Annotated in this window: 26 protein-coding genes; 17 read left to right on the top strand and 9 right to left on the bottom strand. The window is 68.4% G+C overall.

Annotation, left to right across the window (positions count from 1 at the left end; translation table 11 throughout):
- Window positions 1-294: 294 nt before the first annotated feature.
- Entirely contained in the window at window positions 295-1,290 is a 996-nt protein-coding gene (locus C5E41_RS33345) for a hypothetical protein (RefSeq protein WP_104379835.1), read from the top strand.
- A gap of 196 nt (window positions 1,291-1,486) precedes the next feature.
- Here the strand turns inward: C5E41_RS33345 and C5E41_RS18070 are convergent, their stop codons facing one another.
- Window positions 1,487-2,239 (bottom strand): GNAT family N-acetyltransferase, encoded by a 753-nt coding sequence (locus C5E41_RS18070; protein ID WP_104376984.1) that lies wholly within the window; start codon window positions 2,237-2,239, stop codon window positions 1,487-1,489.
- 441 nt (window positions 2,240-2,680) lie between these two features.
- On the opposite strand from C5E41_RS18070, the gene fdxA reads away from it, so the two are divergent.
- From fdxA to C5E41_RS18055, 3 genes are all read left to right on the top strand, one after another.
- Window positions 2,681-3,031, top strand: coding sequence for a ferredoxin (fdxA, locus tag C5E41_RS18065; RefSeq protein ID WP_104376983.1), 351 nt, complete (start codon window positions 2,681-2,683; stop codon window positions 3,029-3,031).
- Window positions 3,028-3,708: a helix-turn-helix transcriptional regulator gene (locus C5E41_RS18060; RefSeq protein ID WP_104376982.1), complete on the top strand. Its 681-nt coding sequence runs from the start codon at window positions 3,028-3,030 to the stop codon at window positions 3,706-3,708. Before fdxA ends, C5E41_RS18060 begins: the two co-directional genes overlap by 4 nt.
- A 139-nt stretch (window positions 3,709-3,847) precedes the next feature.
- Window positions 3,848-4,153 (top strand): hypothetical protein, encoded by a 306-nt coding sequence (locus tag C5E41_RS18055; RefSeq protein WP_104376981.1) that lies wholly within the window; start codon window positions 3,848-3,850, stop codon window positions 4,151-4,153.
- A 113-nt stretch (window positions 4,154-4,266) separates the two neighbouring features.
- Here C5E41_RS18055 and C5E41_RS18050 read toward each other — a convergent pair whose 3' ends face one another.
- The 3 genes from C5E41_RS18050 to C5E41_RS18040 all read right to left on the bottom strand — a co-directional run bounded on the left by C5E41_RS18050 (window position 4,267) and on the right by C5E41_RS18040 (window position 7,912).
- Complete coding sequence (locus tag C5E41_RS18050; RefSeq protein WP_104376980.1) at window positions 4,267-4,632, bottom strand: flavodoxin domain-containing protein; 366 nt, start codon at window positions 4,630-4,632, stop codon at window positions 4,267-4,269.
- 170 nt (window positions 4,633-4,802) lie between these two features.
- Window positions 4,803-7,151, bottom strand: a complete 2,349-nt coding sequence (locus C5E41_RS18045) for an ABC transporter permease (RefSeq protein ID WP_104376979.1) — start codon at window positions 7,149-7,151, stop codon at window positions 4,803-4,805.
- On the bottom strand, window positions 7,145-7,912 hold the full coding sequence (locus C5E41_RS18040) for an ABC transporter ATP-binding protein (RefSeq protein ID WP_104376978.1): 768 nt from the start codon (window positions 7,910-7,912) through the stop codon (window positions 7,145-7,147). Before C5E41_RS18040 ends, C5E41_RS18045 begins: the two co-directional genes overlap by 7 nt.
- A gap of 151 nt (window positions 7,913-8,063) precedes the next feature.
- Here C5E41_RS18040 and argC point away from each other — a divergent pair, with 151 nt between their 5' ends.
- From argC to C5E41_RS18010, 6 genes are read left to right on the top strand one after another with little or no spacing between them, the layout of a single operon-like run.
- A complete protein-coding gene (gene argC, locus C5E41_RS18035) occupies window positions 8,064-9,161 on the top strand; it encodes an N-acetyl-gamma-glutamyl-phosphate reductase (protein ID WP_104377063.1) in 1,098 nt (365 codons plus the stop codon).
- Window positions 9,158-10,375: a bifunctional glutamate N-acetyltransferase/amino-acid acetyltransferase ArgJ gene (argJ, locus tag C5E41_RS18030; RefSeq protein ID WP_104376977.1), complete on the top strand. Its 1,218-nt coding sequence runs from the start codon at window positions 9,158-9,160 to the stop codon at window positions 10,373-10,375. The genes argC and argJ overlap by 4 nt, the downstream gene beginning before the upstream one ends.
- Window positions 10,372-11,307 (top strand): acetylglutamate kinase, encoded by a 936-nt coding sequence (gene argB, locus C5E41_RS18025; RefSeq protein WP_104376976.1) that lies wholly within the window; start codon window positions 10,372-10,374, stop codon window positions 11,305-11,307. Before argJ ends, argB begins: the two co-directional genes overlap by 4 nt.
- Complete coding sequence (locus C5E41_RS18020; RefSeq protein ID WP_258081049.1) at window positions 11,304-12,581, top strand: acetylornithine transaminase; 1,278 nt, start codon at window positions 11,304-11,306, stop codon at window positions 12,579-12,581. Before argB ends, C5E41_RS18020 begins: the two co-directional genes overlap by 4 nt.
- Window positions 12,582-12,583: 2 nt before the next feature.
- Window positions 12,584-13,522, top strand: coding sequence for an ornithine carbamoyltransferase (gene argF / locus C5E41_RS18015; protein ID WP_104376975.1), 939 nt, complete (start codon window positions 12,584-12,586; stop codon window positions 13,520-13,522).
- Between the two features lie 59 nt (window positions 13,523-13,581).
- Window positions 13,582-14,055 (top strand): arginine repressor, encoded by a 474-nt coding sequence (locus tag C5E41_RS18010; protein ID WP_030518235.1) that lies wholly within the window; start codon window positions 13,582-13,584, stop codon window positions 14,053-14,055.
- 260 nt (window positions 14,056-14,315) lie between these two features.
- Here C5E41_RS18010 and C5E41_RS18005 read toward each other — a convergent pair whose 3' ends face one another.
- Window positions 14,316-14,867 (bottom strand): TetR family transcriptional regulator C-terminal domain-containing protein, encoded by a 552-nt coding sequence (locus C5E41_RS18005; RefSeq protein ID WP_308706129.1) that lies wholly within the window; start codon window positions 14,865-14,867, stop codon window positions 14,316-14,318.
- A 173-nt stretch (window positions 14,868-15,040) separates the two neighbouring features.
- Here C5E41_RS18005 and C5E41_RS18000 point away from each other — a divergent pair, with 173 nt between their 5' ends.
- On the top strand, window positions 15,041-15,595 hold the full coding sequence (locus tag C5E41_RS18000; protein ID WP_104376973.1) for a TIGR03086 family metal-binding protein: 555 nt from the start codon (window positions 15,041-15,043) through the stop codon (window positions 15,593-15,595).
- Between the two features lie 10 nt (window positions 15,596-15,605).
- Here C5E41_RS18000 and C5E41_RS17995 read toward each other — a convergent pair whose 3' ends face one another.
- The gene (locus C5E41_RS17995; protein WP_104376972.1) at window positions 15,606-16,412 is read right to left on the bottom strand and encodes an SAM-dependent methyltransferase; all 807 of its coding nucleotides are present in this window, start codon (window positions 16,410-16,412) and stop codon (window positions 15,606-15,608) included.
- A gap of 176 nt (window positions 16,413-16,588) precedes the next feature.
- Window positions 16,589-17,407 (bottom strand): NAD(P)H-binding protein, encoded by an 819-nt coding sequence (locus C5E41_RS17990; protein ID WP_258081057.1) that lies wholly within the window; start codon window positions 17,405-17,407, stop codon window positions 16,589-16,591.
- Between the two features lie 20 nt (window positions 17,408-17,427).
- Here C5E41_RS17990 and C5E41_RS33930 point away from each other — a divergent pair, with 20 nt between their 5' ends.
- On the top strand, window positions 17,428-17,742 hold the full coding sequence (locus C5E41_RS33930) for a hypothetical protein (protein ID WP_181063302.1): 315 nt from the start codon (window positions 17,428-17,430) through the stop codon (window positions 17,740-17,742).
- A gap of 47 nt (window positions 17,743-17,789) precedes the next feature.
- Window positions 17,790-18,587, top strand: a complete 798-nt coding sequence (locus C5E41_RS17985) for a maleylpyruvate isomerase family mycothiol-dependent enzyme (protein WP_104376971.1) — start codon at window positions 17,790-17,792, stop codon at window positions 18,585-18,587.
- Between the two features lie 37 nt (window positions 18,588-18,624).
- Here the strand turns inward: C5E41_RS17985 and C5E41_RS33925 are convergent, their stop codons facing one another.
- Window positions 18,625-18,789, bottom strand: coding sequence for a hypothetical protein (locus C5E41_RS33925; protein WP_181063291.1), 165 nt, complete (start codon window positions 18,787-18,789; stop codon window positions 18,625-18,627).
- 318 nt (window positions 18,790-19,107) lie between these two features.
- Here C5E41_RS33925 and C5E41_RS17980 point away from each other — a divergent pair, with 318 nt between their 5' ends.
- The 4 genes from C5E41_RS17980 (at window position 19,108) to C5E41_RS17965 (ending at window position 23,305) form a co-directional block, all read left to right on the top strand.
- Window positions 19,108-20,310, top strand: a complete 1,203-nt coding sequence (locus C5E41_RS17980; protein ID WP_030518242.1) for an argininosuccinate synthase — start codon at window positions 19,108-19,110, stop codon at window positions 20,308-20,310.
- Between the two features lie 150 nt (window positions 20,311-20,460).
- Window positions 20,461-21,444 (top strand): SAM-dependent methyltransferase, encoded by a 984-nt coding sequence (locus C5E41_RS17975; protein WP_439956375.1) that lies wholly within the window; start codon window positions 20,461-20,463, stop codon window positions 21,442-21,444.
- Complete coding sequence (gene argH / locus C5E41_RS17970; RefSeq protein ID WP_104376969.1) at window positions 21,441-22,856, top strand: argininosuccinate lyase; 1,416 nt, start codon at window positions 21,441-21,443, stop codon at window positions 22,854-22,856. The genes C5E41_RS17975 and argH overlap by 4 nt, the downstream gene beginning before the upstream one ends.
- 125 nt (window positions 22,857-22,981) lie before the next feature.
- Window positions 22,982-23,305 carry a DMT family transporter gene (locus C5E41_RS17965; RefSeq protein ID WP_104376968.1) on the top strand — a complete coding sequence of 108 codons (324 nt, stop codon included), beginning with the start codon at window positions 22,982-22,984 and terminating at the stop codon, window positions 23,303-23,305.
- Window positions 23,306-23,313: 8 nt separating this feature from the next.
- Here C5E41_RS17965 and ilvA read toward each other — a convergent pair whose 3' ends face one another.
- Entirely contained in the window at window positions 23,314-24,543 is a 1,230-nt protein-coding gene (gene ilvA, locus C5E41_RS17960; RefSeq protein ID WP_104376967.1) for a threonine ammonia-lyase, read from the bottom strand.
- Window positions 24,544-24,645 lie beyond the last annotated feature (102 nt).

The raw sequence follows: 24,645 nt of genomic DNA, 5'->3' as shown, positions 1-24,645 counted from the left end.
CCATGCCGCGGTGACGGCGGTGTCGACCGTACGGCCACATGGCGCAGGCCGCGACCTGGTGGGCGGGCGGAGCTGCGGTAGCCGGGTACGGCTGGTGTGCGTCGTTCGGCAGCCGGGTCGGCGGTTCCGCGGCTGACCGACTGTCGCCCTGTCGCGCTATCGGCCTGTCGGCTGTCGCCCTGTCGGTTGTCGCCGCGTCGCTCCGATGCTCCGACGGTATGCCGGTGAACCCACGCGGACGTCGGCATTCGCTTAGCCTGAGCCACAAGCGATGTCGACAAGGAGCTCCGACCGATGGCGAACCCGTACCAGCCCGGATATCCCGCACCGCAACCACCGGGCTGGGGTATGCCACCGAATTATCCTCAGGCTCAGCCGTTCTCGCCGCCCAAGCCGCCGACGAATCGCGCTGTCGCCGACGTCGTCGCGGGAATCGCTTTGGCGCTGGCGGCGATTCTCGCTGCCGCGCAATCCGTATGGGGACTCGTCGTCTCCGGCGGTGGCTATTCGGTCTTCGAGTACGGCTTGGGCGGCGCCCTGATCCCCTTTTGGGTGTGCTCACTCGTCGCGTTGGTCGGCGGCATCCTGTTGTCCATCGCCGGTTCGAGATCCGTTCGAATTCGTGCCATTGCCGCGCTGGGCGGTGGCGCGTTGTTCGTCACGGTCGCCCAGAACATTGTGGTTCTCTGCTTGGACTCCTACGTTCGGTTGGCAGACAGAGGTAATTGGCTGGCGATACCCGCCGCCATCGCGATCCTCGTGGCGGTGGGAAGCCTGATCGCGGCAAAGCCGGCCTCCTCGGCGACACCCGTTTCTCCGTCGGCGATCCCCGGTTACCCCGGCGCCACGTTTTACCCGGGGCCGGCGGTCTACCCCGGAGCCCCCGCCGTTCAGCCCGGCTATTCGGCGCCCGCGGTCCCTGAGTCTCCGTCACCCATCCCCGCGCCTCATGGCTGGCCGTCGTATCCGGGCGCCGCTGTTCCCGCCTATCCGGGTGCGCCCACACCGGCTTACCCGGGGGCGCCGGGCTACCCGCCCGCTCCGTCGGGCGCGCTGGGAGATCCGAACGCCGCCGCCGGTCAGCACCCGGTCGCCGGTCCGTACGCTGCTGGCGCGCCGTCAGCCCAAGTCCGTCAACCTGTCGCGCCGGCCCCGGATGCGGCCCGTCCGCAACCGGGTTACCGATCCTCACCGGAGCAGCCCAGTGGCCCGGAATCATCCTCGGCTCCCACCGTCCATGCGGGTCCGGGTGGCGCGCCGCCTTCGGAACCGCAGCTGCCCCCACAGTGAAGCGGGGCTGTGGATTCGGGGAGATGGGCTGACCAATATGCGCACTGATCGGCTGAACCCGATAGTGGGCACGGGGCAGACCGAATTCCGCTGCAGCAAAGCGACGCCGCACGTCGACGATCTGCGAGCTCGACCGTGAATGTGGCGTTGCGCAGGCATTCCACCACGTGCCACTGAACTTCGATCGCTCCCTTCTTCATCGCCACATCAACTCCAACGTGCTGTTCGACCGTTCGGCGCCGATGCCTTCGAACAGGGCAGTGGCCGCCGCGTTGGATTCATCTATTTCGGCTGTGGCCCATGCCTTTCCGGTACGGTTCAGCGAGCTCAGCGCCCGGCCCAGCAGGGCACGGGCGATGCCGCGCCGGTGCACGTGGGCGCGGACCGCGATCAATCCGATCCGCGGTAGCCGAGTCGGCTGCGCCACCCGGCACAACCCGACATAATGGCCGGCCTGGGCCGCCGCTACGTAGTTCGCGGGATCGATCGGCGGGGCGATCACCTCGGCAGGCATGGTCTGCCACCCGGCGGCGGCCTCGATCTCCGCGCGGACGGTGCGATCCAGTTCGCGCAGCGAATCGATCTCGGCCGCACCGAAATTCACGATCTCGATCCCCGGTGGAGAGGTCGAGTCGAGCCCGGTGACCACCGGATCGGTGGGCACCCGGTACTCCCATTCGCGTCGCCGTGGCGTGGAACCGGCTCGCCGCCATCGCGACATCAGCTCGAGGTCGGTCTCGTCGACCACCGTGTACAGCGGCTTCGGCAGAGCGCTCAGCATGGCGGTGGCGAGGCGATCGAAGGCGTCGTCCTGCCAGGAGTCGATGCTGAGAAACAGTCGCCCATCGGGCCGCGGCGATGCCTCACCGCGACCGACCAGCAGGTCGCCGATCAGCGCATGCCACCGCCGGTCCGCGATGCGCGTCACCATGAGTTCGGAAGAACGCATTGTCGTCCCCTTTCGGGATTGCTCGGACGAGCGCTCCCGATGACGACGTGCGTCAATCGTCCGATCGTGAGAACGGGGAGCGCCCAAAGAATGCCGTGAAAATGGGACTCACCCCCTCGCGTGATCAGGTCGGACCGCAGAAGGTTAGCAACTCCGAGGTCCGGCGCCCACCCATTTTCCGAACACCGCGCCCGAGGTCCGGAACGCGCTTCCCGGCTCGTACGGACGAACCAGCTCGTCAGACGTGCCGCGCCGCCGGACTTGCGATCTACGCGTGAGCCGAGCGGCGCACCTTCGGGCACGCTGGTCTCGATCGCATCGGCGGTCAGGGGGTGGGCGGCCCCGATCCTGCACGGCGTCGTCGCTGTCGGCGAGTCTGTCGAGAAGATGGCCGACGCCGCCGTACTTAATTTGTACAAGCTGGAGATGTATAAAAGGAGGATGGCCTATGTGATCGGTGAGCCCTGTGTGGACGTCATGGACCGGGCGTGTGTGGAGGAGTGTCCGGTCGACTGCATCTACGAGGGGGGACGTTCCTTGTATATCCATCCCGACGAGTGTGTGGACTGCGGGGCGTGTGAGCCGGTGTGTCCGGTGGAGGCGATATATTTCGAGGACGATCTGCCCGCCGAACTCGAGGTCTACCGCGACGACAACGCCGCCTTCTTCACCGACACCCTGCCGGGTCGTGATCGGTCGCTCGGATTCCCCGGCGGCGCAGCGAAACTCGGTCCGGTCGGGGTCGACACTCCGCTGGTGGCCCGGCTGCCGAAACGGAGTGTTCAGCCATGACGCATCCGACGGCTGCCGCCGCCGCGCCGACCGGAGGGAGTGGCGGGCGTCGCGGCGAGGTGCTCGCGGTTCTGCGCGGCTCGCGCGATGCGTTGAGCATCATCGATATCGCCACGCACCTGCGGTTGCACCCGAATACGGTGCGTTTCCATCTCGAGGCCCTGGTCGAGAACGGGCAGGCCGAACGGGTCGAACTCCCGCGCACCGGACCCGGCCGCCCGCCGCAGATGTTTCGCGCTCGTGCGGTGATGAATCCGGCGGGGCCGCGCAACTACCGGCTGCTCGCCGACATCCTCACCGCCCAGTTGGCCGGCGATCCGGACCCGGCGGCTCGTGCGACCGAGGCCGGACGCGCCTGGGGCCGTCGCGTCGCCGAAGGCATGGATGCCACGGCGCGGACTGCCGAACACGCCGTGGGCGAACTGATACGGGTGCTCGACGAGGTCGGATTCGACCCGGAATCCCGCGCCGCTGCACCGATCCGATTGCGTCACTGTCCCTTCCTGGACCTGGCTGAACGCCGCCCGTCGGTGGTGTGCCGCATCCATCTGGGCCTCATGCAGGGTGTGCTGGAGGGGCGTGCGGCGCCCATCGAGGTCGACCGGCTCGAGCCGTTCGCCGCGCCCGATCTCTGCTTGGTCCACCTCACCGCCGGTGCGGCCGACGGTGATCTGTGACCCAGGTCCTATTTTTACAATAACGCATTGTATAAACTAACCCCGCGAGGCTCACGCGCCGAGCCGCACCGGGAGTGGCATTCATCATCGGGCGACGAACTCGCACCCCATCCGTATCGGAGAAGCCAAGGAGAGTGCGATGACTGCCCCGCCCCTGCTTCCGTCCACCATCGATCGCCCGAGGGAGGCCGCGCAGCATGCGGTCAGTGTGATCCGGCGGGTGCGCGACGCGGTGTCTGCGCTCCCCGCCCCGACGCTGCCGCGGGACACGGTTGTTGCGAGCACTGTCGGCGATCTGGCTTCCGTCCACGTCATCGACCGGCGCACTATCGCCGTGATTGCTCGTAAAGATCGCCACATCCAGCCGATCACCGCGATGATCACGTACCTACCCGGCCTTGCTGTGGCCGTCATCGGCAGCGCGATCATCGTCACCGTCGTCTGATCGGCAGCGCCGGCTCGCGGATGTCGAATGCTCATGTAGCACAGCACATTCAGCGGTCCACTGGAATCGTGCGCCGACGGGATCCGTGCGGCTCGGGCTGGGCCCGATTCCTGCTACCGGCCGAAGTCCGGCATTCGGTGACGACGGGGTGTGAGGCGTTTGAAAAACGCTCCCACCGGGCCGCGGAGGGCCGGCCCCATACCGACGCTGAACAGCCAGTTCGGGCGTTGTTTCAACGTCTTCGCATAGCGCTCGATGCAGTCCGCGAACCCGGGTAGGAAGCCTCCGTTGTGGATCGCGCTGCCCAGCACGACCGCCTCGAAGCCGCCGGGGTCCGGTGCCCGATCCACCGGCTCCACTCGGACGTGCAATCCCGCGTCCCGCATCCGGCGCGCCATGAACTCGCCGATCTGGGCGGTCGAACCCGCCGCGGACGCGTAGACGATGAGTACCGTGTGCTCGCTCTGATCGGAGGCCATAGGCCCACTCTCCCGTCGAGGTCGATCGTCCGGGCAGGGTCCTCGGTCCCATCGGCGCAGCGACCTTCGTCGCCGGGTTCCGCGGCAACCGATGCGATCGGGCGCGGGACAGCCCGATGACTCCGGTGATGGTCGGGACGGTGTGCTACGCGGGCCCGAGTGCCCCCTTGTCAGAGTGAGCGCTCGCGGACGATGCGGGCGATGTCCATGTCGCGGACGCGGCGCAGTGCGGGAAGTTGGACGGCGATCGCGGCGGCCAGAATGGCGATCGCGACAAGTATCGGTGTCGGCGGACTCATCGCCAATTCGAGACGGGCGCCCTGATTTTCGTAGGTGGCCAGCAGCCTACGGGCGAGCAGGATGCCACATCCGATGCCGAGCGGAATGCCGACCACGACGAGGACGAGATTCTCGGCGGCGATCAGGCGCGACAGCATTCCGGTACCCATGCCCGCCGCCCGCAGGGCGCCGAGTTCTCCCAGCCGCTCACCGATGTTGGCCGACATCGCGTTGAAAAGCAGCGCCGCGGCCATGGCGGCGGCGAAAATCAGCATGATTCCCACCAGCGTGTCGTACATCGCGAATGCCTGCCGCATGGCCGAGGCCACGGTGGCCGTGGAAAGGTATGCGACCGCACCGGGGATCGCGGTGAGCCGATCGGAGACGGCACGCTGATCGGTCACGCCGGGCCGCAGCTTCACCAGCACGCCGGTATCCGGTACGGGACCTATAGCCTGCCGCAGGTAGTCGGCCGAAACGTAGACAACCGGGGACAGCGGCTCGTCGACGAATCCGGCGATCGGTGCCGATATGTGTTGCCCGGTGGCGGTATCGGCGACATCGATCGCGTCCCCGACTGAGACGCCCAGGGTGTCATGCAGCCCCGAGCCGAGCAGTAACCCCTTGCCGGACAACTGGTTCGAACCGGACTTTGCGATGAACCGGTGCATCTGCGTCGTGGGCGGCAAGCTGATCACGAGGGTGTCGTAGTGACGATCTCCGGCCGAGAGTGCCACGTCGTAGCGGCCCATCGGCTCGGCCGCGGCGACGTCGGGGTCCTGCCGGACGCGGTTCAGCACCGAATCGGTGGTGCCGGGGGCGGTCGCGATCTCGGCGTCCTGCAGCATGATGCGGCCGTACTGCCGGTCGATGAGTGTCGCGACGGTGTCGCGCAATCCGGCGAACACCATCACCAGGCTTACCGAGACGGCCACACCGACTATGGTCAACACCGTGCGGCGACGGTTCCGCAATACGGCCCGCAGCATCATCCGCCAGCGTGCCGGCGCGCGTTCGAGCGGTGGAACGAGGCGTTCGAGGACGCTGCGTCCGCCGCGCCGGGACGGCGGCGCGACTCGCATGGCTTCGGCGGGCGACATTCGCGCTGCGGCTCGCGCGGGCGCCCATGCGGCAACGGTCGCGGCGGTCAGGGTCGCGGCGGAAGCGATGATCAGGATGCCCGGATGCAATGCGGTCACATGCAAGGGCAATCCGAGAGCCTGGGTATAGCGGGTGGTGATCCAGCCGCCGAGCAGATAGCCCCCGGCCAGACCGGGAACGATGCCGAGCACCGCGCACGCCACGCCGTATCCGAGGTAATGCCGGCGCAGTAGCGCGGGGGAGAAGCCGTTGGCGGCAAGGGTTCCGATGACCGCCCGCTGCGCTGCCACCACGCGGGACAGCAGCACGTAGGTCCCGAGCACCGCTGCGGCCAGGAACAACCACGGCAACAGATTCGCGAAGGTCCCGAATGCGGCGACGTCGTCCTGCAGGGCTCGATACGACGGCTGCTCATCGCGCGGGACAAGCTGCAGTCCATGTGCTCGCGTGTAGTGCCCGGCTGCCCTGACCAGATCACCCGCCGCAGCACGATCGGTCGCGTACAACGCGACCTGTTCCACCGGATCGGGCAGATTCCGGACCAGATCGCGGTCGGGAAGGAACACGACGCCGAAGTGCTCGGGGGTGGTCATGATCTCCTGCGTGGAGCGGGCGGGCCAGAAGTACTCCGTCGACAACGCCGAACCGGCGACCGGAATCGCTTGCCAGCCGCCGGGATTCAGAAGTTCGACGCTGTCGCCGGGGTGCATGTCGTAGTGATCGGCGAGGTGCTGTTCGACCACGAGCCGGCCCGCCGACGGCAACCTTCCCGACCGCATCGAGAGCCGGGAAACCTCGGGCTGCGACCCGTCCGGGACACCGATCGCGCGGCCGAGGAAGGTCCGTCCCCCGATGCGAATGCCGACCTCGCTCTGATGCCTGACCTCGGCCACCGGCGCGCCCGGTAGCGCCTCGAATGCCGGAACGGATTGTCCGGCGCCCGGGCCGGAGACGACCGCGTCGGGCAGTCGTTGCGCACTGTAGGCCCGGGAGAACGATTGATCGAGATTGCGGTAGGCGCTCGAGGCCGCGACGAACGCCGCGACGCCGATCGCCAGCACCGTGGCGACCGCCAGGAATTGCCAGCGCTGCCGCCATAGATCCCGGCGCAGTTTGCGCAGTAGCGCCCGGCCTACCACTGCAACTCCGACGCCTCAACCGGATGGTCCACCCACTCGGAACGGCTGATCTCACCCGACTGTAGCCACACCACGCGGTCGGCCATCCGGGCGATCTCGGAGTTGTGCGTCACGATCAGGACGGTGTGATGGCCCTCCCGCGCGAGACCGCGCAATACGGCCAGCACCTGTCGGCCGGTGATGAGGTCGAGACTGCCGGTGGGTTCATCGCACAGCAGCAGGGGCGGTTCCTTCACGATCGCCCGGGCGATGGCCACGCGCTGCTGCTGTCCGCCCGACAGCTGTCCCGGAAATCGGTCGGCGACATCTGCGAGACCGACGAGGTTCAGCGCGGCGCGACTGCGGGCGGCGGCATCCGGCCCCGTCAGCTCCGCCAGGATCTCCACGTTCTCCAGCGCGGTCAGGGTCGGGACCAGATTGAAGAATTGGAAGACGAACCCGACGCGGTCCCGACGGAACGCGGTGCGCTGCTTGTTGTTCAGCGCGCCGATATCCATGCCCGCCACTTCGATGACACCACCCGAGGGCTCCTCGATCCCGCCCACCAGGTTCAGCAGCGTGGTTTTACCCGACCCCGACGGACCCAGCAGGACCACGAACTGCCCCGGCCGGATCTCCAGATCCACGTCGCGCAGCGCGACCACCTGTCCCGCACCGGAACCGTAGGTCTTACCGACCCCTGTCATTCGTAGCGCGGGCGCACCCGATGCCGCGGCGGCCTCGGCCGCGAGCAACGGATCCGCGTGGGTGCGGCGATTCATGATCTCAGCGTCGCGACCGGCTGTGACGGCGGGAAGGGCCGGTTGTCACATATCGTTGCCGAACTGGGTCTTCACCGACCGGAGCGATCCTGTGCCCACGGATCCGCGACCCGCCCGTGAATGAGCTTGCATGATCGTGCATAATCATCACATGGCGGATACCTCGAGTGGGCCTGTGGTGCGGGTCGCGGTAGCTGGTGCGAGCGGATATGCGGGCGGTGAGGTCCTGCGTGTGCTGCTGGGACATCCGGAGTATCGAGCCGGGCGCCTCGAGATCGGGGCGCTGACCGCGGGATCCAATGCCGGTACCACGCTGGCGCAGCTGCAGCCGCATCTGCTGCCGCTGGCCGATCGGGTGCTCGCGGCGACGACGGCGGAGGTGCTGGCCGGGCACGACGTGGTGTTTCTCGCGCTGCCGCACGGGCAGTCCGCGGCCATCGCCGAGCAGTTGCCGGAATCCACGGTGATCATCGATTGCGGGGCCGATTTCCGGCTCATCGACCCGCAGGACTGGGAGACCTATTACGGATCCCCGCATGCCGGAACCTGGCCCTACGGTCTGCCGGAGCTGCCCGGCGCCCGGGAACAGCTGCGCGGGGCCACCCGGATCGCGGTGCCGGGCTGCTATCCGACGGTGTCGAGTCTGGCGCTGGCGCCGGCGGTCGGGGCGGGCATCGTCGAACCGGATGTGACCGTGGTCGCGGTCAGCGGCACCTCGGGTGCGGGCCGCAAACTCGACGTGGGACTGCTCGGTTCGGAGGTGATGGGCTCGGTCCGCGCCTACAACATCGCCGGCGCGCACCGCCACACCCCGGAGATCGCGCAGAACCTGAAGGCCGCGGCCGCGGCCACCGGTGCCGACATCGGCGATGTCACAGTCTCGTTCACGCCGGTGCTGGCTCCGATGCCGCGCGGCATCCTGGCCACCTGTACCGCTCGGCTGCGCCCCGATGCCGCGGGCGCGGTGGCCGACCTGGCCGCCGCCCGCGCGGTCTACGACAAGGCCTACGGCGACGAACCGTTCGTTCACCTGCTGCCCGAAGGCGTGCTGCCGCAGACCGGTTCGGTAGTCGGCTCCAACGCCATCACCCTGCAGGTGGCCGTCGACACCGCCGCCCGCACGCTGGTGGTGATCGGCGCGATCGACAATCTGACCAAGGGCACCGCGGGCGCCGCGGTGCAATCGATGAATCTCGCTCTCGGTCTCGACGAGACCGCCGGACTTTCCACCGTAGGAGTGGCACCGTGACCGACACCGATATCGCCGGCGGCAGACTGGTCCGCACCCAGGGTGTGACCGCACCGCTCGGATACCGGGCCGCCGGTATCGCAGCCGGTATCAAGGCCAACGGAAAGCTCGATCTGGCATTGGTTTTCAACGAGGGGCCCGACTACGCCGCGGCGGGCGTGTTCACCCGCAACAAGGTGAAGGCCGCGCCGGTGCTGTGGTCGCAGCAGGTGCTCACCAGCGGGCGCCTGCGCGCGGTGATCCTCAATTCCGGCGGCGCCAACGCCTGCACCGGCCCGGGCGGATTCCAGGACACTCACGCCACCGCCGAGGAACTGGCGAAAGCGTTGAGCAACTGGGGAACCGAGACCGGTGCGGGTGAGATCGCGGTCTGCTCAACGGGTTTGATCGGTGACCGGCTGCCGATGGACAAACTGCTGCCCGGCGTGACCGAGATCGTGCACGAGATGGCGGGCGGGCTGTCCGGTGGCGCCGATGCCGCGCACGCCATCATGACCACCGACACCGTGCCCAAGCAGGCCGCGTTCCACCACGCCGACAAATGGAATGTCGGCGCGATGGCCAAGGGCGCGGGCATGCTCGCCCCGTCGCTGGCGACCATGCTCGTGGTGGTCACCACCGACGCCGCCGCCACGCCGCAACAGCTGGATACCGCCCTGCGCAACGCGACTCGGCTCACCTTCGACCGCCTCGACGTCGACGGCTCCTGCTCGACCAACGACACCGTACTGCTGCTGGCCAACGGCGCCAGCGGCGTCACGCCGAGCCAGGACGAGCTCGACGCCGCGGTGCTGGCGGTGTGCGACGATCTCGCCGCGCAGCTGATGGCCGATGCCGAAGGCGTCACCAAGCGGGTCGAGATCACCGTCACCGGGGCGGTGAGCGAGGACGAGGCCTTGATCGCCGCTCGCGCGGTCGCCCGCGACTCGCTGGTCAAGACCGCGTTCTTCGGTTCCGATCCGAACTGGGGCCGGGTGCTGGCCGCGGTGGGCATCGCTCCCATCGAACTGGATCCGGATCGAGTCACCGTGTCGTTCAACGGAAATCCGGTGTGTGTCAACGGAACCGGCGCTCCCGGTGCGCGTGAGGTGGATCTGTCCGGACCCGACATCGCCGTGCTGGTGGAACTCGGTCTCGGCGACGGCACCGCCACCGTGCGCACCACCGACCTCTCGCACGGATACGTCGAAGAGAATTCGGCCTACAGCTCATGACCACGGAAGCGACGCCGGAGGTTCCGGTGACCACCCAGGACCTGTCCGCGCTGGACAAAGCGCATGTGCTGGCGGGCGCACTGCCGTGGTTGCAGAAGTTCCGCGACAAGATCGTGGTCGTCAAATACGGCGGCAACGCCATGATCGACGACACCCTCAAACACGCCTTCGCCGCCGATATGGCGTTCCTGCGCACCGTCGGCGTGCACCCGGTCGTGGTGCACGGTGGTGGCCCGCAGATCAGCGCCATGCTGAAAAAGCTTGGGCTGCAGGGCGAATTCCGCGGCGGCTTCCGCGTCACCACGCCCGAGGTGATGGATGTGGTGCGGATGGTGCTGTTCGGTCAGGTCGGCCGGGAACTGGTCGGGCTGATCAACGCGCACGGCCCGTACGCGGTCGGCATCTCCGGTGAGGACGCGCGGCTGTTCACCGCCACCCGCCGCACCGTCACCGTCGACGGCGAGCCGACCGATATCGGCCTGGTCGGCGACGTCACCGCCGTCAATCCGGACGCGGTGCTGGATCTCGTTCGCGCCGGGCGCATTCCGGTGGTCTCGACCATCGCGCCCGATGCCGACGGCGTGGTGCACAACATCAACGCCGATACCGCCGCCGCCGCGCTGGCCCAGGGCATCGGCGCGGAGAAGCTGGTGGTGCTCACCGATGTCGAAGGCCTGTACACGAATTGGCCCGACCGCTCGTCGCTGACCACCCATATCGATACCGACGCCTTGGCCGCCCTGCTGCCCAGCCTGGACGCCGGCATGGTGCCGAAGATGGAGGCCTGCCTGCGCGCCGTGCGGGCCGGTGTCCCGACCGCACACGTGATCGACGGCCGGGTGCCGCATGCGGTACTGCTGGAACTGTTCACCGGGGAAGGCATCGGAACGATGGTGACCCCACCCGAGACGGCAGGAACGACAACGTCATGAGCGACAACGTCATGAGCACAGAGCAATTGCAGCAGCGGTGGTCGTCCGCGCTGATGAACAACTACGGCACCCCGAAGGTGGCGCTGGTGCGCGGCTCGGGCGCGGTCGTATACGACGCCGAGGGCAAACGCTACGTCGACTTCCTGGGCGGTATCGCGGTCAACAGCCTGGGCCACGCCCATCCGGCGATTCTGGAGGCCGTCGCCCAGCAGCTCGCCACCCTCGGCCACGTCTCGAATCTGTATGTCAGCGAGCCGGTGCTCGAACTGGCCGAGCGACTGCTCGCGCACTTCGGTGACGGCACCGGCCCGATCGGTCAGGGCTCGGAGGAGGCAGCCGGCGTAACCACGGAGGGCCCCCGCTCGGGCCGCATCGGCACAGCCCGGGCGTTCTTCTGCAATTCGGGCACCGAGGCCAACGAGGCGGCGTTCAAGATCGCACGCCTCACCGGACGGCACACGATCGTCGCCTGCGAGGAGGCATTCCACGGCCGCACCATGGGAGCGCTGGCGCTCACCGGACAGCCGTCGAAGCGGGCGCCGTTCGAACCGATGCCGCCCGGTGTCGTGCACGTGCCTTACGGTGACGCCGCCGCGCTGGCCGCCGCGGTGGATTCCGATACCGCCGCGGTCTTCCTCGAGCCGATCATGGGGGAGAGCGGCGTGATCGTGCCGCCGCCGGACTATCTGGCCGAGGCCCGCCGGATCACCTCCGAGCGCGGCGCGCTGTTGATCCTCGACGAGGTGCAGACCGGAATCTGCCGCACCGGACCGTTTTTCGCGCACCAGGCCGCGGGCATCGTGCCCGATGTGATGACGCTGGCCAAGGGGCTCGGTGGCGGTCTGCCCATCGGCGCGGTGCTGGCGCAGGGTCCGGCGGCGGAACTGCTCACCCCCGGACTGCACGGCACCACCTTCGGCGGTAATCCGGTCAGCGCCGCGGCGGCGCTGGCGGTGCTGCGGACCATCGACGAGCAGGGGCTGGCCGCGCATGTGGAATCGGTCGGTAAGACGCTGATCGACGGTATCGAGGAACTCGGACATCCGCTGATCGATCATGTTCGCGGGGCCGGGCTGCTCATCGGAATCCAACTCACCCAGGATGTTTCGGCGAAGGTCGAGGAAGCCGCACGCGCCGCCGGCTATCTGATCAACCCGCCGAAGCCGAATGTGATCCGGTTGGCCCCGCCGCTGATCCTGACCGAGGCACAGGCCCAGGGATTCCTCGTCGACCTGCCCGGCATCCTCGACGCGGCTTTCCAGGAGAGTGAGTGACCATGGTGCGGCATTTCCTGCGTGACGACGACGTCACGCCCGCCGAACAGGCCGAAATCCTCGCGCTGGCAGCGGAATTGAAGGCGGCGCCGATCTCTCGTCGGCCGCTGGAGGGGCCGCGCGGGGTGGGCGTGATCTTCGAGAAGAACTCCACCCGCACCCGGTTCTCCTTCGAGATGGGCATCGCGCAACTCGGCGGGCACGCGGTCGTGGTCGACGGCCGCGACACCCAGCTGGGTCGCGAGGAAACGCTCGCCGACACCGGACGGGTGCTCTCGCGCTACGTCGACGCCGTCGTCTGGCGGACCTTCGAGCAACACCGGCTCGACGAGATGGCCTCGGCGGCAACGGTTCCCGTGGTGAACGCGCTGTCCAACGAATTCCATCCGTGCCAGGTGCTGGCCGATCTGCTGACGTTGCGGGAACGCAAGGGCGAACTCGCCGGCCGCAAACTCACCTACTTCGGCGATGGTGCGAACAATATGGCGCATTCGCTGCTGCTGGGCGGCGTCACGGCCGGGCTGGATGTGACCATCGCCGCGCCCGAGGGTTTCCAGCCCTACGACTGGGTGCTCGAGGCCGCCCGCAAACGTGCCGCCGAAACCGGTGCCACGATCACGCTCACCGAGGATCCGGTCGCGGCGGCCACCGGTGCCGACGCCCTGGTCACCGATACCTGGACCTCGATGGGCCAGGAGAACGACGGCCTGGACCGGGTCGGCCCGTTCCGCCCGTTCCAGCTGAACGCCGCGCTGCTCGCGCACGCCGCCGCGGATGTGGTTGTGCTGCATTGCCTTCCGGCGCATCGGGGCGAGGAGATCACCGATGAGGTGCTCGACGGCCCGCACAGTGTGGTGTGGGACGAGGCCGAGAACCGGTTGCACGCGCAGAAGGCGCTGCTGGTGTGGTTGCTGGAGCGACGATCGGGCGGTGCGGCGTGAGCACGGCGAGAGCGAACGGGTCCGGCGCTGGATCGGAGGGTCCGCGCACCGGCCCGGCCATCGCACGCACTCGCGCCGGCCGCCAGCAGCGCATCGTGGAACTGTTGTCCGCCAACGCGGTTCGCAGTCAGACCGAGTTGGCGGCCCTGCTCGCCGACGAGGGCATCGAAACCACCCAGGCCACTCTGTCGCGTGATCTGGACGAACTCGGCGCGGTGAAACTGCGCGCGGCCGACGGTGGCGCCGGCATCTATGTCGTCCCCGAGGACGGCAGCCCCGTGCGCGGCGTCACCGGCGGCACGTCCCGGCTCTCCAAACTGCTCGGCGACCTGCTGGTCTCCACCGATCACAGCGGCAATCTCGCGGTGCTGCGCACGCCGCCGGGTGCGGCGCACTTCCTGGCGAGCGCACTCGACCGCGCCGCGTTGCCCGAGGTGGTCGGCACCATCGCCGGTGACGACACCATCGCGGTCATCGCCCGCGAACCCATGACGGGTGCGGAACTGGCCGCGAAGATCGAACACCTGGCGTAGACGGCCGATTCCGCGCCGTCTCCTCATGCCGACGCGAAGGGATCAGGACGGTGGAGGACTCGCCCGGCGGTCGTAAACGGGTCCGGGCGAGGGTGATCGCCACGGGTTTCAGTCCTCGCTGCTGCCGCGCTCGTCCTGCAAGCAACCGGCATGCCCGGTGGTCGGGCACGTGGTCATCGTATTCGAGTGACCCCGCCGCCGGCGACTCATTCGAGCGGAGTCCGCGCCCGCTCCGGTGTCCCGCGAGGGGGCTGTGCGGGTTACGGCGTGGGCCGACGTCCCGCCCGGCCCGGAGATCGACGCGTCGGCTCGGGCAGCCCGAGGGCGGCTCGAAGCGCCGCCCTCCCGCGATCGGCGGCGCGGGGATCATTCAGCAGTTGAATTTCCTGGTTGACCGCCATCGTAATTCCGATGACGGTGGTGACCAGTTCGTCCACCGGACGGTGGGGTCCGTCCGAGTCTGCTTGATGGGCGATGATTTCGGATTCCAGCGCTGCGCGGGCGCCGTCCACGTACCCGCGGAGGCGATCGCGGAGCATTCCCGGTCGGCCGTCGAGTTCGGTCGAGGCCGCGGTGACGAAACAGCCTCCGGGAAAAGGGCATTCGGCCAGATAGGCCATCCAGTTGTCGATCAGCCGTCCCAGCCGTTCGGTCCCCGGCGGCAATCCTTCCAGCGGTGCGATCACTGCCTCTCGGAAGATCTTTCCGGCTTGTTCCAAGGCCGCGAGTTGCAGCTGTTCACGGGAGCCGAAAGGGCCGACGACGCCGGCCTTGCTCATCTCCAGGTTCTCGGCGATCGATCCGATTGTCACACCCTCCAGGCCCACTAGCGACGCCTGCTCGACAGCTACGGAGACGATCCGGTCCCGCGTGCGGGATGCGTCGACGGCGGAACGGCGAGGTGACATCAGCCCAGCATAGCGTACGATCGTTCGCTATAGTCATTTGGCGAACGAGCGTTCGCTAAACTGTGAAAGGTGTTGTGATGAGCGAACTTCTGCGGCTGGACGCGATGGCTCTGGCCCTGATCGGACATGATGTGGTCACACTCGAGGATGCGGATCTCACGGCGCCGACGCCGTGCGCGGGATGGGACGTCGCCGACCTGATCACGCATATGAACGAGCGGCACGAGGCGGTCAACGCCTCGGTGCTCGGCACGTCGGCCGAATTCGCGGACGATCCGCGCGCGGCGTTCGCGCACATCACCGCCCGGTGGATCGCGGCGATCGAGCGCTCCGGTGAGGTCGTGGTGCTGCCCCGGTCCGGTCCGCTCGCCACCGAACGAGTGCTGGGCGTCCATCTGGTGGACATGCTCACTCATCGCTGGGACCTCGCGCGGGCACTGCGTCGCCCCTGTCCCGTTCCGCGGCGATTGGCGGCCGCGGCACTGCCCATCGCGCGCTCGATCACCGCGCCGGGCAGCCCGCTCAACGGCCCGGGCGGCGCCTATCGGTCCCGTCTGGCCGAGGACGAATCGCGCCCGGCGCTGGACAACATCGTCGCCCTCCTGGGACGCGATCCGGACTGGCGCGGCTGAGCCGTGGAACCTACGGTTTCCGGGCGACCGCGCCCCAGCAGTTGACCTGTGCGTCGAGCCAGGACGGCGGTTCGATGCCGGGACGCCAGCGGTTGACCGCGACCACGCCCGGATCCAGCAGTTCGAGACCGTCGAAGAAGGCGGCGAATTCGTCGCGGGTACGAGCCTGCGCGTACACGGCACTGCGCCGATACATTTCGAGCGCCCGGTCCATACCTTCCGGGTCCAGATCGGCGGTGATGTGTGACGCGATGACGAACGAGCCGGGCGCGAGGCTGTCGAGCAGGGTCTTCAGTAGGCCGGCCGGATTCTGTTCGGCGGACAGGAAATGCAGCACGGCGACCAGGCTCAACGCCACCGGACTGGCCAGATCGAGGGTCTCGCGCAGTTCCGGTGCGGCCAGGATCGCCTCGGGATCGGTGAGGTCGGCCTCGATGTAGGCGGTGCGGCCCTCGGGCGATCCCGCGAGCAGGGCGCGCGCGTGGGCCAGCACCACCGGGTCGTTGTCGACGTACACCACGCGGGCCTCCGGTGCCCGCTCCTGCGCCACTTGATGCAGATTGGGTTCGGTCGGAATACCCGTACCGATGTCGAGGAACTGTTTCACCCCGGCGTTCGCCAGCACATCGACCGCGCGGTGCATGAATTGCCGATTGTGCCGGGCTGCGATCCGCACCGTCGGAAAGCTCTCCATAACCTTCTCGAGGGCGCGGCGGTCGACTTCGTAGTTGTCCTTGCCGCCCAATGCGTAGTCGTAGATGCGGGCACTGCTGGGCACCTCGGCATCGGGGGTCGCACTGCTGTCGGATGCGGTCATCACATTCCTGTCGGCACGGGGTCGTCTCGCTCGGATGATATGCGAAACCAAGCGCTCGTGCACGGATTCCCGGCCGACCGGAAGGTGTTGTCGATCAATGGGATTGGTCGTTCCGTACGGGTCGATTCGCCGATTACGCGGGCGACATTCCGGAGCGGAAGCCCGAATCGGACGAATCAGCCGGCGACCGCCGGAGCGAGCACCTCCTCGCACCACTGCCGGAAACCGGTGGGGGAGTAGACCTCCGGTGTGCGCGGCGTGTCGTAGAGGCCGTCGTCGACCGCGGCCGACATATCCGCCAGGCCCTGCGCCCAGGCCGCGCTCATCCCGTGTGCCGTCAGCGACGCCGTGTATTCGGCCGCCGAGACCTGCTGGTAGCCGATCGGGCGGCCGAGTACCTCGGACATGATGCCCGCCATATCGTTGTGCGACAGATCTTCCGGACCACGGATCTCCACGCTCTCCTGTCCGGTCCAGGAATCGTCGAGCAGCAGCCGGGCCGCGACGGCCGCGATATCCCGCGTGGCACAGGCGGGCAACCGGAGATCGCCGGAGACGGTGCCGAAGAAGGTGCCGAGGTTCCGGATCGGATCGACCTGCCGCAGCATATTGTCCATGAATCCGGGCGGGCACAGCGACCGGTAATGCACCCCGCTGCTCTCGATCAGCGCGTCCATGGCGAAGATCGCCGAAATCTGGCCCGCCTTACGGCCGTTGGCGCGGCCCAGGCTGGACACGGCGACGATCCGGCCGATGCTGTCGAGCGCCTCGCACAGCGGCGTGACGAATTCCAGGACGTGCCCGGGCACGCTGGGCGCCGACGGATTGGGCGGAACCAGCCAGAACACGGTGTCGGCCCCCTTCGCCGCGGCGGCGACGACTTCGCGGTCGGTGGTCGATCCCTGCACCACTTCGACCCGCTCGCGAATATGCGGGGCCAGGCGTGCCGGGTCGCGGGCGATCACCCGGATCGGCTGCTCGCTGTCGGCGACCAGATCGAGTGTGGATTCAATCGGTGCGAACCTGCCGGCTGGTGATCGCCGAGGCGGAGCGGGTGCCGGCTGCCGCCGCCGACTTCTACGACGCCATCTTCGCGACCACGCGGCGCAATCTCGCCGCGTTCGTCGGGCCGAATTGGAACCTGCCGGACTCCGAGACGCTCGCCGTCGTGGACGAAATCCTCTCTCTCGCAATCTATCCGCGCTTCGCCGCGGTCCTGTTCGGAATCGAGCAGGCGCCGGGCGAGTGGCCCGAACGGCCACCGGCGCCCACCGATCCGGACTACGAGCGGATTCGCCGGATCGTCACCGGCACACTCGGGACCGCCTGAGGCGTCGAGCCTGCGAACCTGTCGGTGCCCGTACCTAGGGTGTGCGCATGGCGCTGACCTTCGAGCAGTACTGCGATGAGATCGTGGCCCAGACCGACTTGCTGCGAGCCGCGCTCGCACACGCCGACACCTCGGTTTCCGTTCCGACCTGCCCCGGCTGGACCGTCGGTCAGCTCGGCCGCCACCTCGGCGGCGCACAGCGGTGGGCGCGGGCGGCGGTCGCCGACCGGGTGCGGGAACCGTTGCCGGAGGACGATTTCGCGTTCCGGGATCTTTCCGGATATCTGGACGAGGACCCCGAGCAATTACGCGGCTGGCTCGCCGAGGGGGCCGCGGCTCTGTCCGCCGAACTTCGCAGGGCCGGGCCCGGCCTCGAGCTGTGGACACCGGTGCCGGTCGTGCCGACCACCGACTTCTACGCCCGCCGGTTCACCCACGAAACGCTGATCCATCGCGCGGACGCCACGCTCGCTCTGGGCGCGGAGTATCACGCCGCGCCGGATGTGGCCGCGGACGCGATCGACGAGTGGTTGGAACTGGCCTCGCTGCCGGTCATGTTCGAGTACAAACCGGAATCCCGGGAACTGCTCGGCCCCGGCCGCACCCTGCACTTCCACGCCACCGACACTTCCGAGGATCTGCATGCCGAATGGATCGTCGATCTCACCGGCGAGGCCATCGGCTGGCGGCGTGCCCACGAACGCGCCGCGGTCGCGATCCGCGGTCCGCTCACCGAACTCTTGCTGGTGATCTACCGGCGCCGTCCGGTGGAGGGCGCCGATCTCGAGATTCTGGGCGACCGGGAACTGTTCGACTTCTGGCTCGAACGGGTCAGCTTCGGATGAGTGCCGGACCCGGAAACGCGAGCGCGGCTGCGGCGGTTCAGGCCAGCGGGTACTGTCCCGGCGGATAGGTCCCGCCGGATCCGCCCGGCGTGCCCGCGCCGCCCGCGCCGATCAGGTCGGAGATGAGGTTGATCACCGATTGTCCGATCGCCAGCACATCGGAGCCGATCGTGCCGAAATAACCCGCAAACGTGGAGAGCATGGGTCCGCCTTTCCCGGGCACGTGGTGCCGTTCGCTATCAGGGTGCCACATCGGAGATACCCGATTGCGGCAATTTCTTTGACCTCCAGGGGTTTCGGGGTGAAAAGCCGCAGTTGATCCGACCCGGGCCGCGTGCCGGGCGGGGCGCCCGTGCGATCGGGCGATGAGGTCCCCACCCCCGGTTATGAATGGGATTGCATCATCATGCATAATCATTTGCAGTTGATGTGAGCCGTCCGAGGGCGGGTAGCGGCGGCACATCGCGCCGGTGACATCGCGCACCCCTACGCATACGCACGAACCTGAGGAGCATCAGATATGGCCGATCGCGTCGTACTCGCCTATTCCGGCGGGTTGGACACCTCCGTTGCCATCAGCTGGATCGGCAAGGAGACCGGGGCCGAGGTGGTCGCCGTCGCGATCGATCTGGGCCAGGGCGGCGAGGATATGAACGTGGTGCGCCAGCGCGCACTGGACTGCGGCGCGGTCGAGGCCATCGTGGTCGACGCCCGTGACGAATTCGCCGACGAGTACTGCCTGCCGACCGTGCAGGCCAACGCCCTCTACATGGGCCGCTACCCGCTGGTGTCCGCGATCAGCCGCCCGCTGATCGTCAAGCACCTGGTCGAGGCGGCCGAGTATCACGGCGCGACCACCGTCGCCCACGGCTGCACCGGTAAGGGCAACGACCAGGTTCGCTTCGAGGTCGGCATCGGCGCGCTCGCGCCCGACCTGAACGTCATCGCCCCCGTGCGCGACTACGCGTGGACCCGCGAGAAGGCCATCGCCTTCGCCGAGGAGAACGCGCTGCCGATCACCGTGAGCAAGAAGTCCCCGTTCTCGATCGACCAGAACCTGTGGGGCCGCGCGGTGGAGACCGGCTTCCTCGAGGATCTGTGGAACGCGCCGACCAAGGACGTCTACGACTACACCGTCGACCCGACCGTCAACTTCGAGGCGCCCGACGAACTGATCGTCACCTTCGACAAGGGCGTGCCGATCGCCATCGACGGTCGCCCGGTGAGCGTGCTCGAGGCCATCACCGAACTGAACAAGCGGGCGGGCCGCCAGGGCGTCGGCCGGCTGGACATGGTCGAGGACCGCCTGGTCGGCATCAAGAGCCGCGAGATCTACGAGGCGCCGGGCGCCATCGCGCTGATCACCGCCCACCAGGAGCTCGAGGCCGTCACCGTCGAGCGTGAACTCGGCCGCTACAAGCGCCAGGTGGAGCAGCGCTGGGGCGAGCTGGTCTACGACGGCCTGTGGTTCTCCCCGCTCAAGCGCGCCCTGGACGCCTTCGTGCGCGACACCCAGCAGCACGTTTCCGGTGAGGTGCGGATGGTGCTGCACGGCGGCAATGTCGTCGTCAACGGCCGCCGCAGCGAGGAATCGCTCTACGACTTCAACCTGGCCACCTACGACGAGGGCGACAGCTTCGACCAGTCGCTGGCCAAGGGCTTCGTCCAGATCCACGGCCTGTCCTCCAAGGTCGCCGCCCGCCGGGATCTGTCCAAGAAGTAGGCATCACCGCGGGCTCGGTCGAGCGTTCGGCCGGGCCGCGGTATCCGGCACTGCGCGCGGTGCGGAGTAGCCTGCCACCGGGTGAAGCCGCACGACCGCAGGGTGCGCATCGTGTAGGAGGCGACGCAGCCCGAACGGGAGGAGATGTCCGTGCGCAGTGACGACGACAGCTGGGATATCACCGAAAGCGTCGGTGCGACCGCGATCGGCGTGGCCGCGATGCGGGCGGCCGAAACCCGGCGCCCGGATGCGCTGTTCCGCGATCCCTACGCCGAGCGTTTGGTCGAGGCCGCCGGTTCGGGCTGGAGCCGCATCATGCGCGCGCAGGTCGGGGCGGCATCGTGCGGCAGCGAGGGCACGGGCAACGCGATGAGCGAGGGCGACACCCGTTCCGGTGTGGACGGCCTGGGCAGCGGAACCGCCGCGGGCGGCACTGGCCACAGCCCACTTGCCGCGATGCTCATCGCTCGCACGGTCTACTTCGACCAGTACTTCGCTGCCGCCTCCGCCGCTGGTATCCGGCAGGTCGTGATCCTCGCGAGCGGGCTCGATGCCCGCGCCTACCGGCTCGAATGGCCTTCCGGCACCGTCGTTTTCGAAATCGATCAGCCGAAGGTGCTGTCGTTCAAGGATTCCGTGCTCGCCGATGTGCAGCCCTCCGCCGAGCGCCGTGCGATCGCGGTCGATCTGCGGCAGGATTGGCCGAAGGCACTGCGGGACAACGGTTTCGATTCGACCGAGCCGACGGCCTGGCTGGCGGAGGGGCTGCTGCGCTACCTGCCCGGCGAGGTGCAGGACCGGTTGTTCGACGATCTCGCGGCTCTCAGCGCGCCGGGTAGCCGGATCGGGCTCAACATCGGCCGCGGCCCGCGCAAGGACTCGCCCGCACTGCGCGAACGCCGCGCGCGACTGCTCGCCGAGGCCGGGATCACGCTGAACCTCGAAGACCTCATATATCCCTGGGAGGGGCGCACCGACCCGCGCGAATGGTTCCTCGCGCACGGCTGGGCCGTCACGACCGGGGATCCGGTCGCCCTCCTGTCCGACCGCGGCCGCGAGCAGTCCGAGGCGGCTCGCGCCGAACTGAACCGACATATTCTGATGACCGCCACACGAGGAGACGAGAACCGATGAGCCAAGCCACCAACGAGGGCGCGCTGTGGGGTGGTCGTTTCGCCTCCGGCCCCGCCGCGGCCATGGCGGCGCTGAGCAAATCGACCCATTTCGACTGGACGCTGGCGCCCTACGACATTCGCGCGTCCAAGGCCCACGCTCGTGTGCTGCACAAAGCTGGACTGCTGTCGGAGGCCGATCTGGCGGGCATGCTGGACGGGCTCGACCGGCTCGCGGCCGATGTCGCCGCCGGCGCCTTCACTCCGGCCGAATCCGATGAGGATGTGCACGGTGCGCTCGAACGCGGTCTGATCGATCGGGTCGGCGCCGAACTCGGCGGCCGGCTGCGCGCGGGGCGTTCTCGCAACGATCAGGTCGCCACACTGTTCCGCATGTGGTTGCGTGATGCGGTGCGCCGCATCGCTTTCGGCGTGCTCGAGGTCGTCGACGCCCTGGTCGAGCAGGCCGCCGCGCATCCGGATGCGGTGATGCCCGGCAAGACCCACCTGCAGGCGGCCCAGCCGGTGCTGCTGGCCCATCAACTGCTCGCCCACGCCCATCCGCTGCTGCGTGATGTCGACCGGCTGCGCGACTTCGACAAGCGCGCCGCGATCTCACCCTACGGTTCGGGCGCGCTCGCCGGATCGTCGCTGGGTCTCGACCCCGAGGCCATCGCCGCCGATCTGGATTTCGATGCCGCCGCGGCCAATTCGATCGATGCGACCTCCGCGCGCGACTTCGCCGCCGAGGCCGCCTTCGTCCTCGCGATGATCGCGGTCGATCTCTCACGCATGGCGGAGGAGATCATCATCTGGAGCACGCCGGAATTCGGCTACATCACACTCGCCGATGCCTGGTCCACCGGATCGTCGATCATGCCGCAGAAGAAGAACCCCGATGTCTCGGAGCTGACTCGCGGTAAGGCCGGGCGCCTGATCGGCAACCTCACCGGCCTGCTCGCCACTCTCAAGGCGCAACCGCTGGCGTACAACCGGGACCTGCAGGAAGACAAGGAACCACTGTTCGATTCGGTGGCACAGCTGGAACTTCTGCTGCCCGCCATCGCCGGTCTCGTCTCCACCCTGACCTTCCACACCGAGCGGATGGCCGAACTGGCGCCCGCCGGTTACACCCTGGCCACCGATATCGCGGAATGGCTGGTGCGCCAGGGCGTTCCGTTCCGTGTGGCGCACGAGGCGGCCGGTGCGTGCGTGCGCGCCGCCGAGGCCCGAGGCGTCGGCCTGGACGAGCTCACCGATGCCGAGTTCGCCGCCGTGGATCCGGCGTTGACGCCGCAGGTGCGCGAGGTGCTCACGGTGCGGGGGTCCATCGCCTCTCGCAACTCCCGCGGTGGTACCGCCGGGGTGCGGGTCGCCGAACAGCTGGGTGAGGTGCGCGCCACCGCCGCCGAAGCCCGTACCTGGCTGAGCTGATCCGGCGGCGGCCTATCGGTTGCCGCGCGCCGTGTATGGGTCGGCTCCGCCACCCGTGTGGCCGTCTACGCGGCTGAGCGGGTGCTTGCCCGCGCTTCGGTCACCGCGCCCGATATCGTGCGCGCATGATGTTCCTCTTTCTCGGGTTGGCCATCGTGACCGAGGTGTCGGCGACGGTGTCGCTGAAGCTGTCCGAGGGGTTCACCAAGGTGGTGCCCTCGATCATCGTGGTGGTCGGCTACGTGGCGGCGTTCCTCTTCCTGTCGCAGGCGTTGAAGCGGGGGATGTCGGTCGGCGTCGCCTACGGGGTGTGGTCGGCGATCGGTGTGGCGCTGGTCGCCACGATCGGCGTGCTGTTTCTCGACGAGCCGCTCTCGGCGGTGCAGATCGGCGGTATCGCGCTGCTGATCGCGGGAGTGCTGGCACTGGAGCTGGGCGGCGCACACTGAGGCGAGGATCAGTCCTGCACGCGCACAAGGTATTCCGCGTGCCGCATCGCGTCGAGGACGTCGTCGCGGTGGGCCGGGCCGCGTGTCTCGAGCGTCAGCAGCACTTCCACCTCGTCGATCTTCAGGCTCGCGCCGGTGCGAGCGTGCACCACGTCGAGTACGTTCGCCCCGGTTCCGGCCACCGTATCCAGTAGCCGGCTCAGGCTGCCCGGCCGATCCGAGATGGTGATCCGCACCGCGAGGTAGCGGCCGCCGGTGCTCAGCCCCTGCCCGATGATGCGGGTCAGCAGGATCGGATCGACATTGCCACCGGAGACGACCGCGCACACCGGCCCCCGCAGGCGCAGGTCGGCGGCGGGAAGACTCAGCAGGGCGGCCACCGCCGCCGCACCCGCGGGCTCCACGACGAGCTTCGCCCGCTCCAGGCACAGCAGCACCGCGGCCGAGAGCGCATCCTCGTCGACCGTGACGATCGCGGGGTGATGGGCGATGACGTGGGCGAACGGCACTTCGCCCGGCCGCCCGACCGCGATGCCGTCGGCGATGGTCGACATGCGTCGTAACGCGACGGGTTCGCCGTGGCGCAGCGAATCCGGCCAGGCCGCCGCCAACGCCGCCTGCACCCCGATCACCCGCACCTGCGGAGCCACCGGATGCAGCGCCGCGGCGATTCCGGCGAGCAGACCCCCGCCGCCGGTCGGGACCAGAACCGTCCCGACCTCGGGAAACTGTTCCAGCAGCTCCAGCGCGACCGTAGCCTGCCCGGCGACGATATCGGGATGGTCGAACGGGTGGATCAGGGTCGCTCCGCTGTTCTCGGCGAAATCCTGCGCGGCGAGCAGGGCTTCGTCCACCGTCTCGCCGACCTGATGGACGGTGGCTCCGTAGGCGCGGGTCGCGACCAGTTTCGGCAGCGGCGCGCCCACCGGCATGAAAACGGTGGCCGTCAGGCCGAGAGTCGTTGCGGCCCAAGCGACTCCCTGACCGTGATTGCCGGCGCTCGCGGCGACCACCCCGCGGGCGCGTTCCTCCGGGGCGAGATTGGCGATCCGGAAGTACGCGCCGCGCGGTTTGAAGGATCCGGTGCGCTGCAGATTCTCGCATTTGAGCCGCACATCGGCGCCGGTGCGTTCGGACAGCACCCGCGAGGCCACCAGGGGGGTGCGGCGGATGACGGGCGCCAGCATATCCCGCGCCGCGCTGATGCGATCGAATCCGATCAGCTCCATGGCGGCCATGGTGCCAGACGGTTGCCGCGCAGCCGCGCAGCCCGGCGCCGGGGCGTGACTGTGAGCCGGCCCGCAAAATCCGCATGCCACGAGGTAATTGAACCCACACCG

It is taken from the genome of Nocardia nova (assembly GCF_002933465.1).
Classification (GTDB): Bacteria; Actinomycetota; Actinomycetes; order Mycobacteriales; family Mycobacteriaceae; genus Nocardia; species Nocardia nova_B.
Note: the sequence above shows the minus strand (reverse complement) of the source record. Positions and strands in the feature narration are given on the sequence as shown.

What these genes read in the sequence shown, in the direction of transcription:
- C5E41_RS33345 (WP_104379835.1), top strand. Translation starts at nt 295, where the DNA reads ATGGCGAACCCGTACCAGCCCGGATATCCCGCACCGCAACCACCGGGC.
- C5E41_RS18070 (WP_104376984.1), bottom strand. Translation starts at nt 2,239, where the DNA reads ATGCGTTCTTCCGAACTCATGGTGACGCGCATCGCGGACCGGCGGTGG.
- fdxA (WP_104376983.1), top strand. Translation starts at nt 2,681, where the DNA reads ATGGCCTATGTGATCGGTGAGCCCTGTGTGGACGTCATGGACCGGGCG.
- C5E41_RS18060 (WP_104376982.1), top strand. Translation starts at nt 3,028, where the DNA reads ATGACGCATCCGACGGCTGCCGCCGCCGCGCCGACCGGAGGGAGTGGC.
- C5E41_RS18055 (WP_104376981.1), top strand. Translation starts at nt 3,848, where the DNA reads ATGACTGCCCCGCCCCTGCTTCCGTCCACCATCGATCGCCCGAGGGAG.
- C5E41_RS18050 (WP_104376980.1), bottom strand. Translation starts at nt 4,632, where the DNA reads ATGGCCTCCGATCAGAGCGAGCACACGGTACTCATCGTCTACGCGTCC.
- C5E41_RS18040 (WP_104376978.1), bottom strand. Translation starts at nt 7,912, where the DNA reads ATGAATCGCCGCACCCACGCGGATCCGTTGCTCGCGGCCGAGGCCGCC.
- argC (WP_104377063.1), top strand. Translation starts at nt 8,064, where the DNA reads ATGGCGGATACCTCGAGTGGGCCTGTGGTGCGGGTCGCGGTAGCTGGT.
- argB (WP_104376976.1), top strand. Translation starts at nt 10,372, where the DNA reads ATGACCACGGAAGCGACGCCGGAGGTTCCGGTGACCACCCAGGACCTG.
- C5E41_RS18020 (WP_258081049.1), top strand. Translation starts at nt 11,304, where the DNA reads ATGAGCGACAACGTCATGAGCACAGAGCAATTGCAGCAGCGGTGGTCG.
- argF (WP_104376975.1), top strand. Translation starts at nt 12,584, where the DNA reads ATGGTGCGGCATTTCCTGCGTGACGACGACGTCACGCCCGCCGAACAG.
- C5E41_RS18000 (WP_104376973.1), top strand. Translation starts at nt 15,041, where the DNA reads ATGAGCGAACTTCTGCGGCTGGACGCGATGGCTCTGGCCCTGATCGGA.
- C5E41_RS17995 (WP_104376972.1), bottom strand. Translation starts at nt 16,412, where the DNA reads ATGACCGCATCCGACAGCAGTGCGACCCCCGATGCCGAGGTGCCCAGC.
- C5E41_RS17985 (WP_104376971.1), top strand. Translation starts at nt 17,790, where the DNA reads ATGGCGCTGACCTTCGAGCAGTACTGCGATGAGATCGTGGCCCAGACC.
- C5E41_RS33925 (WP_181063291.1), bottom strand. Translation starts at nt 18,789, where the DNA reads ATGCTCTCCACGTTTGCGGGTTATTTCGGCACGATCGGCTCCGATGTG.
- C5E41_RS17980 (WP_030518242.1), top strand. Translation starts at nt 19,108, where the DNA reads ATGGCCGATCGCGTCGTACTCGCCTATTCCGGCGGGTTGGACACCTCC.
- argH (WP_104376969.1), top strand. Translation starts at nt 21,441, where the DNA reads ATGAGCCAAGCCACCAACGAGGGCGCGCTGTGGGGTGGTCGTTTCGCC.
- C5E41_RS17965 (WP_104376968.1), top strand. Translation starts at nt 22,982, where the DNA reads ATGATGTTCCTCTTTCTCGGGTTGGCCATCGTGACCGAGGTGTCGGCG.
- ilvA (WP_104376967.1), bottom strand. Translation starts at nt 24,543, where the DNA reads ATGGCCGCCATGGAGCTGATCGGATTCGATCGCATCAGCGCGGCGCGG.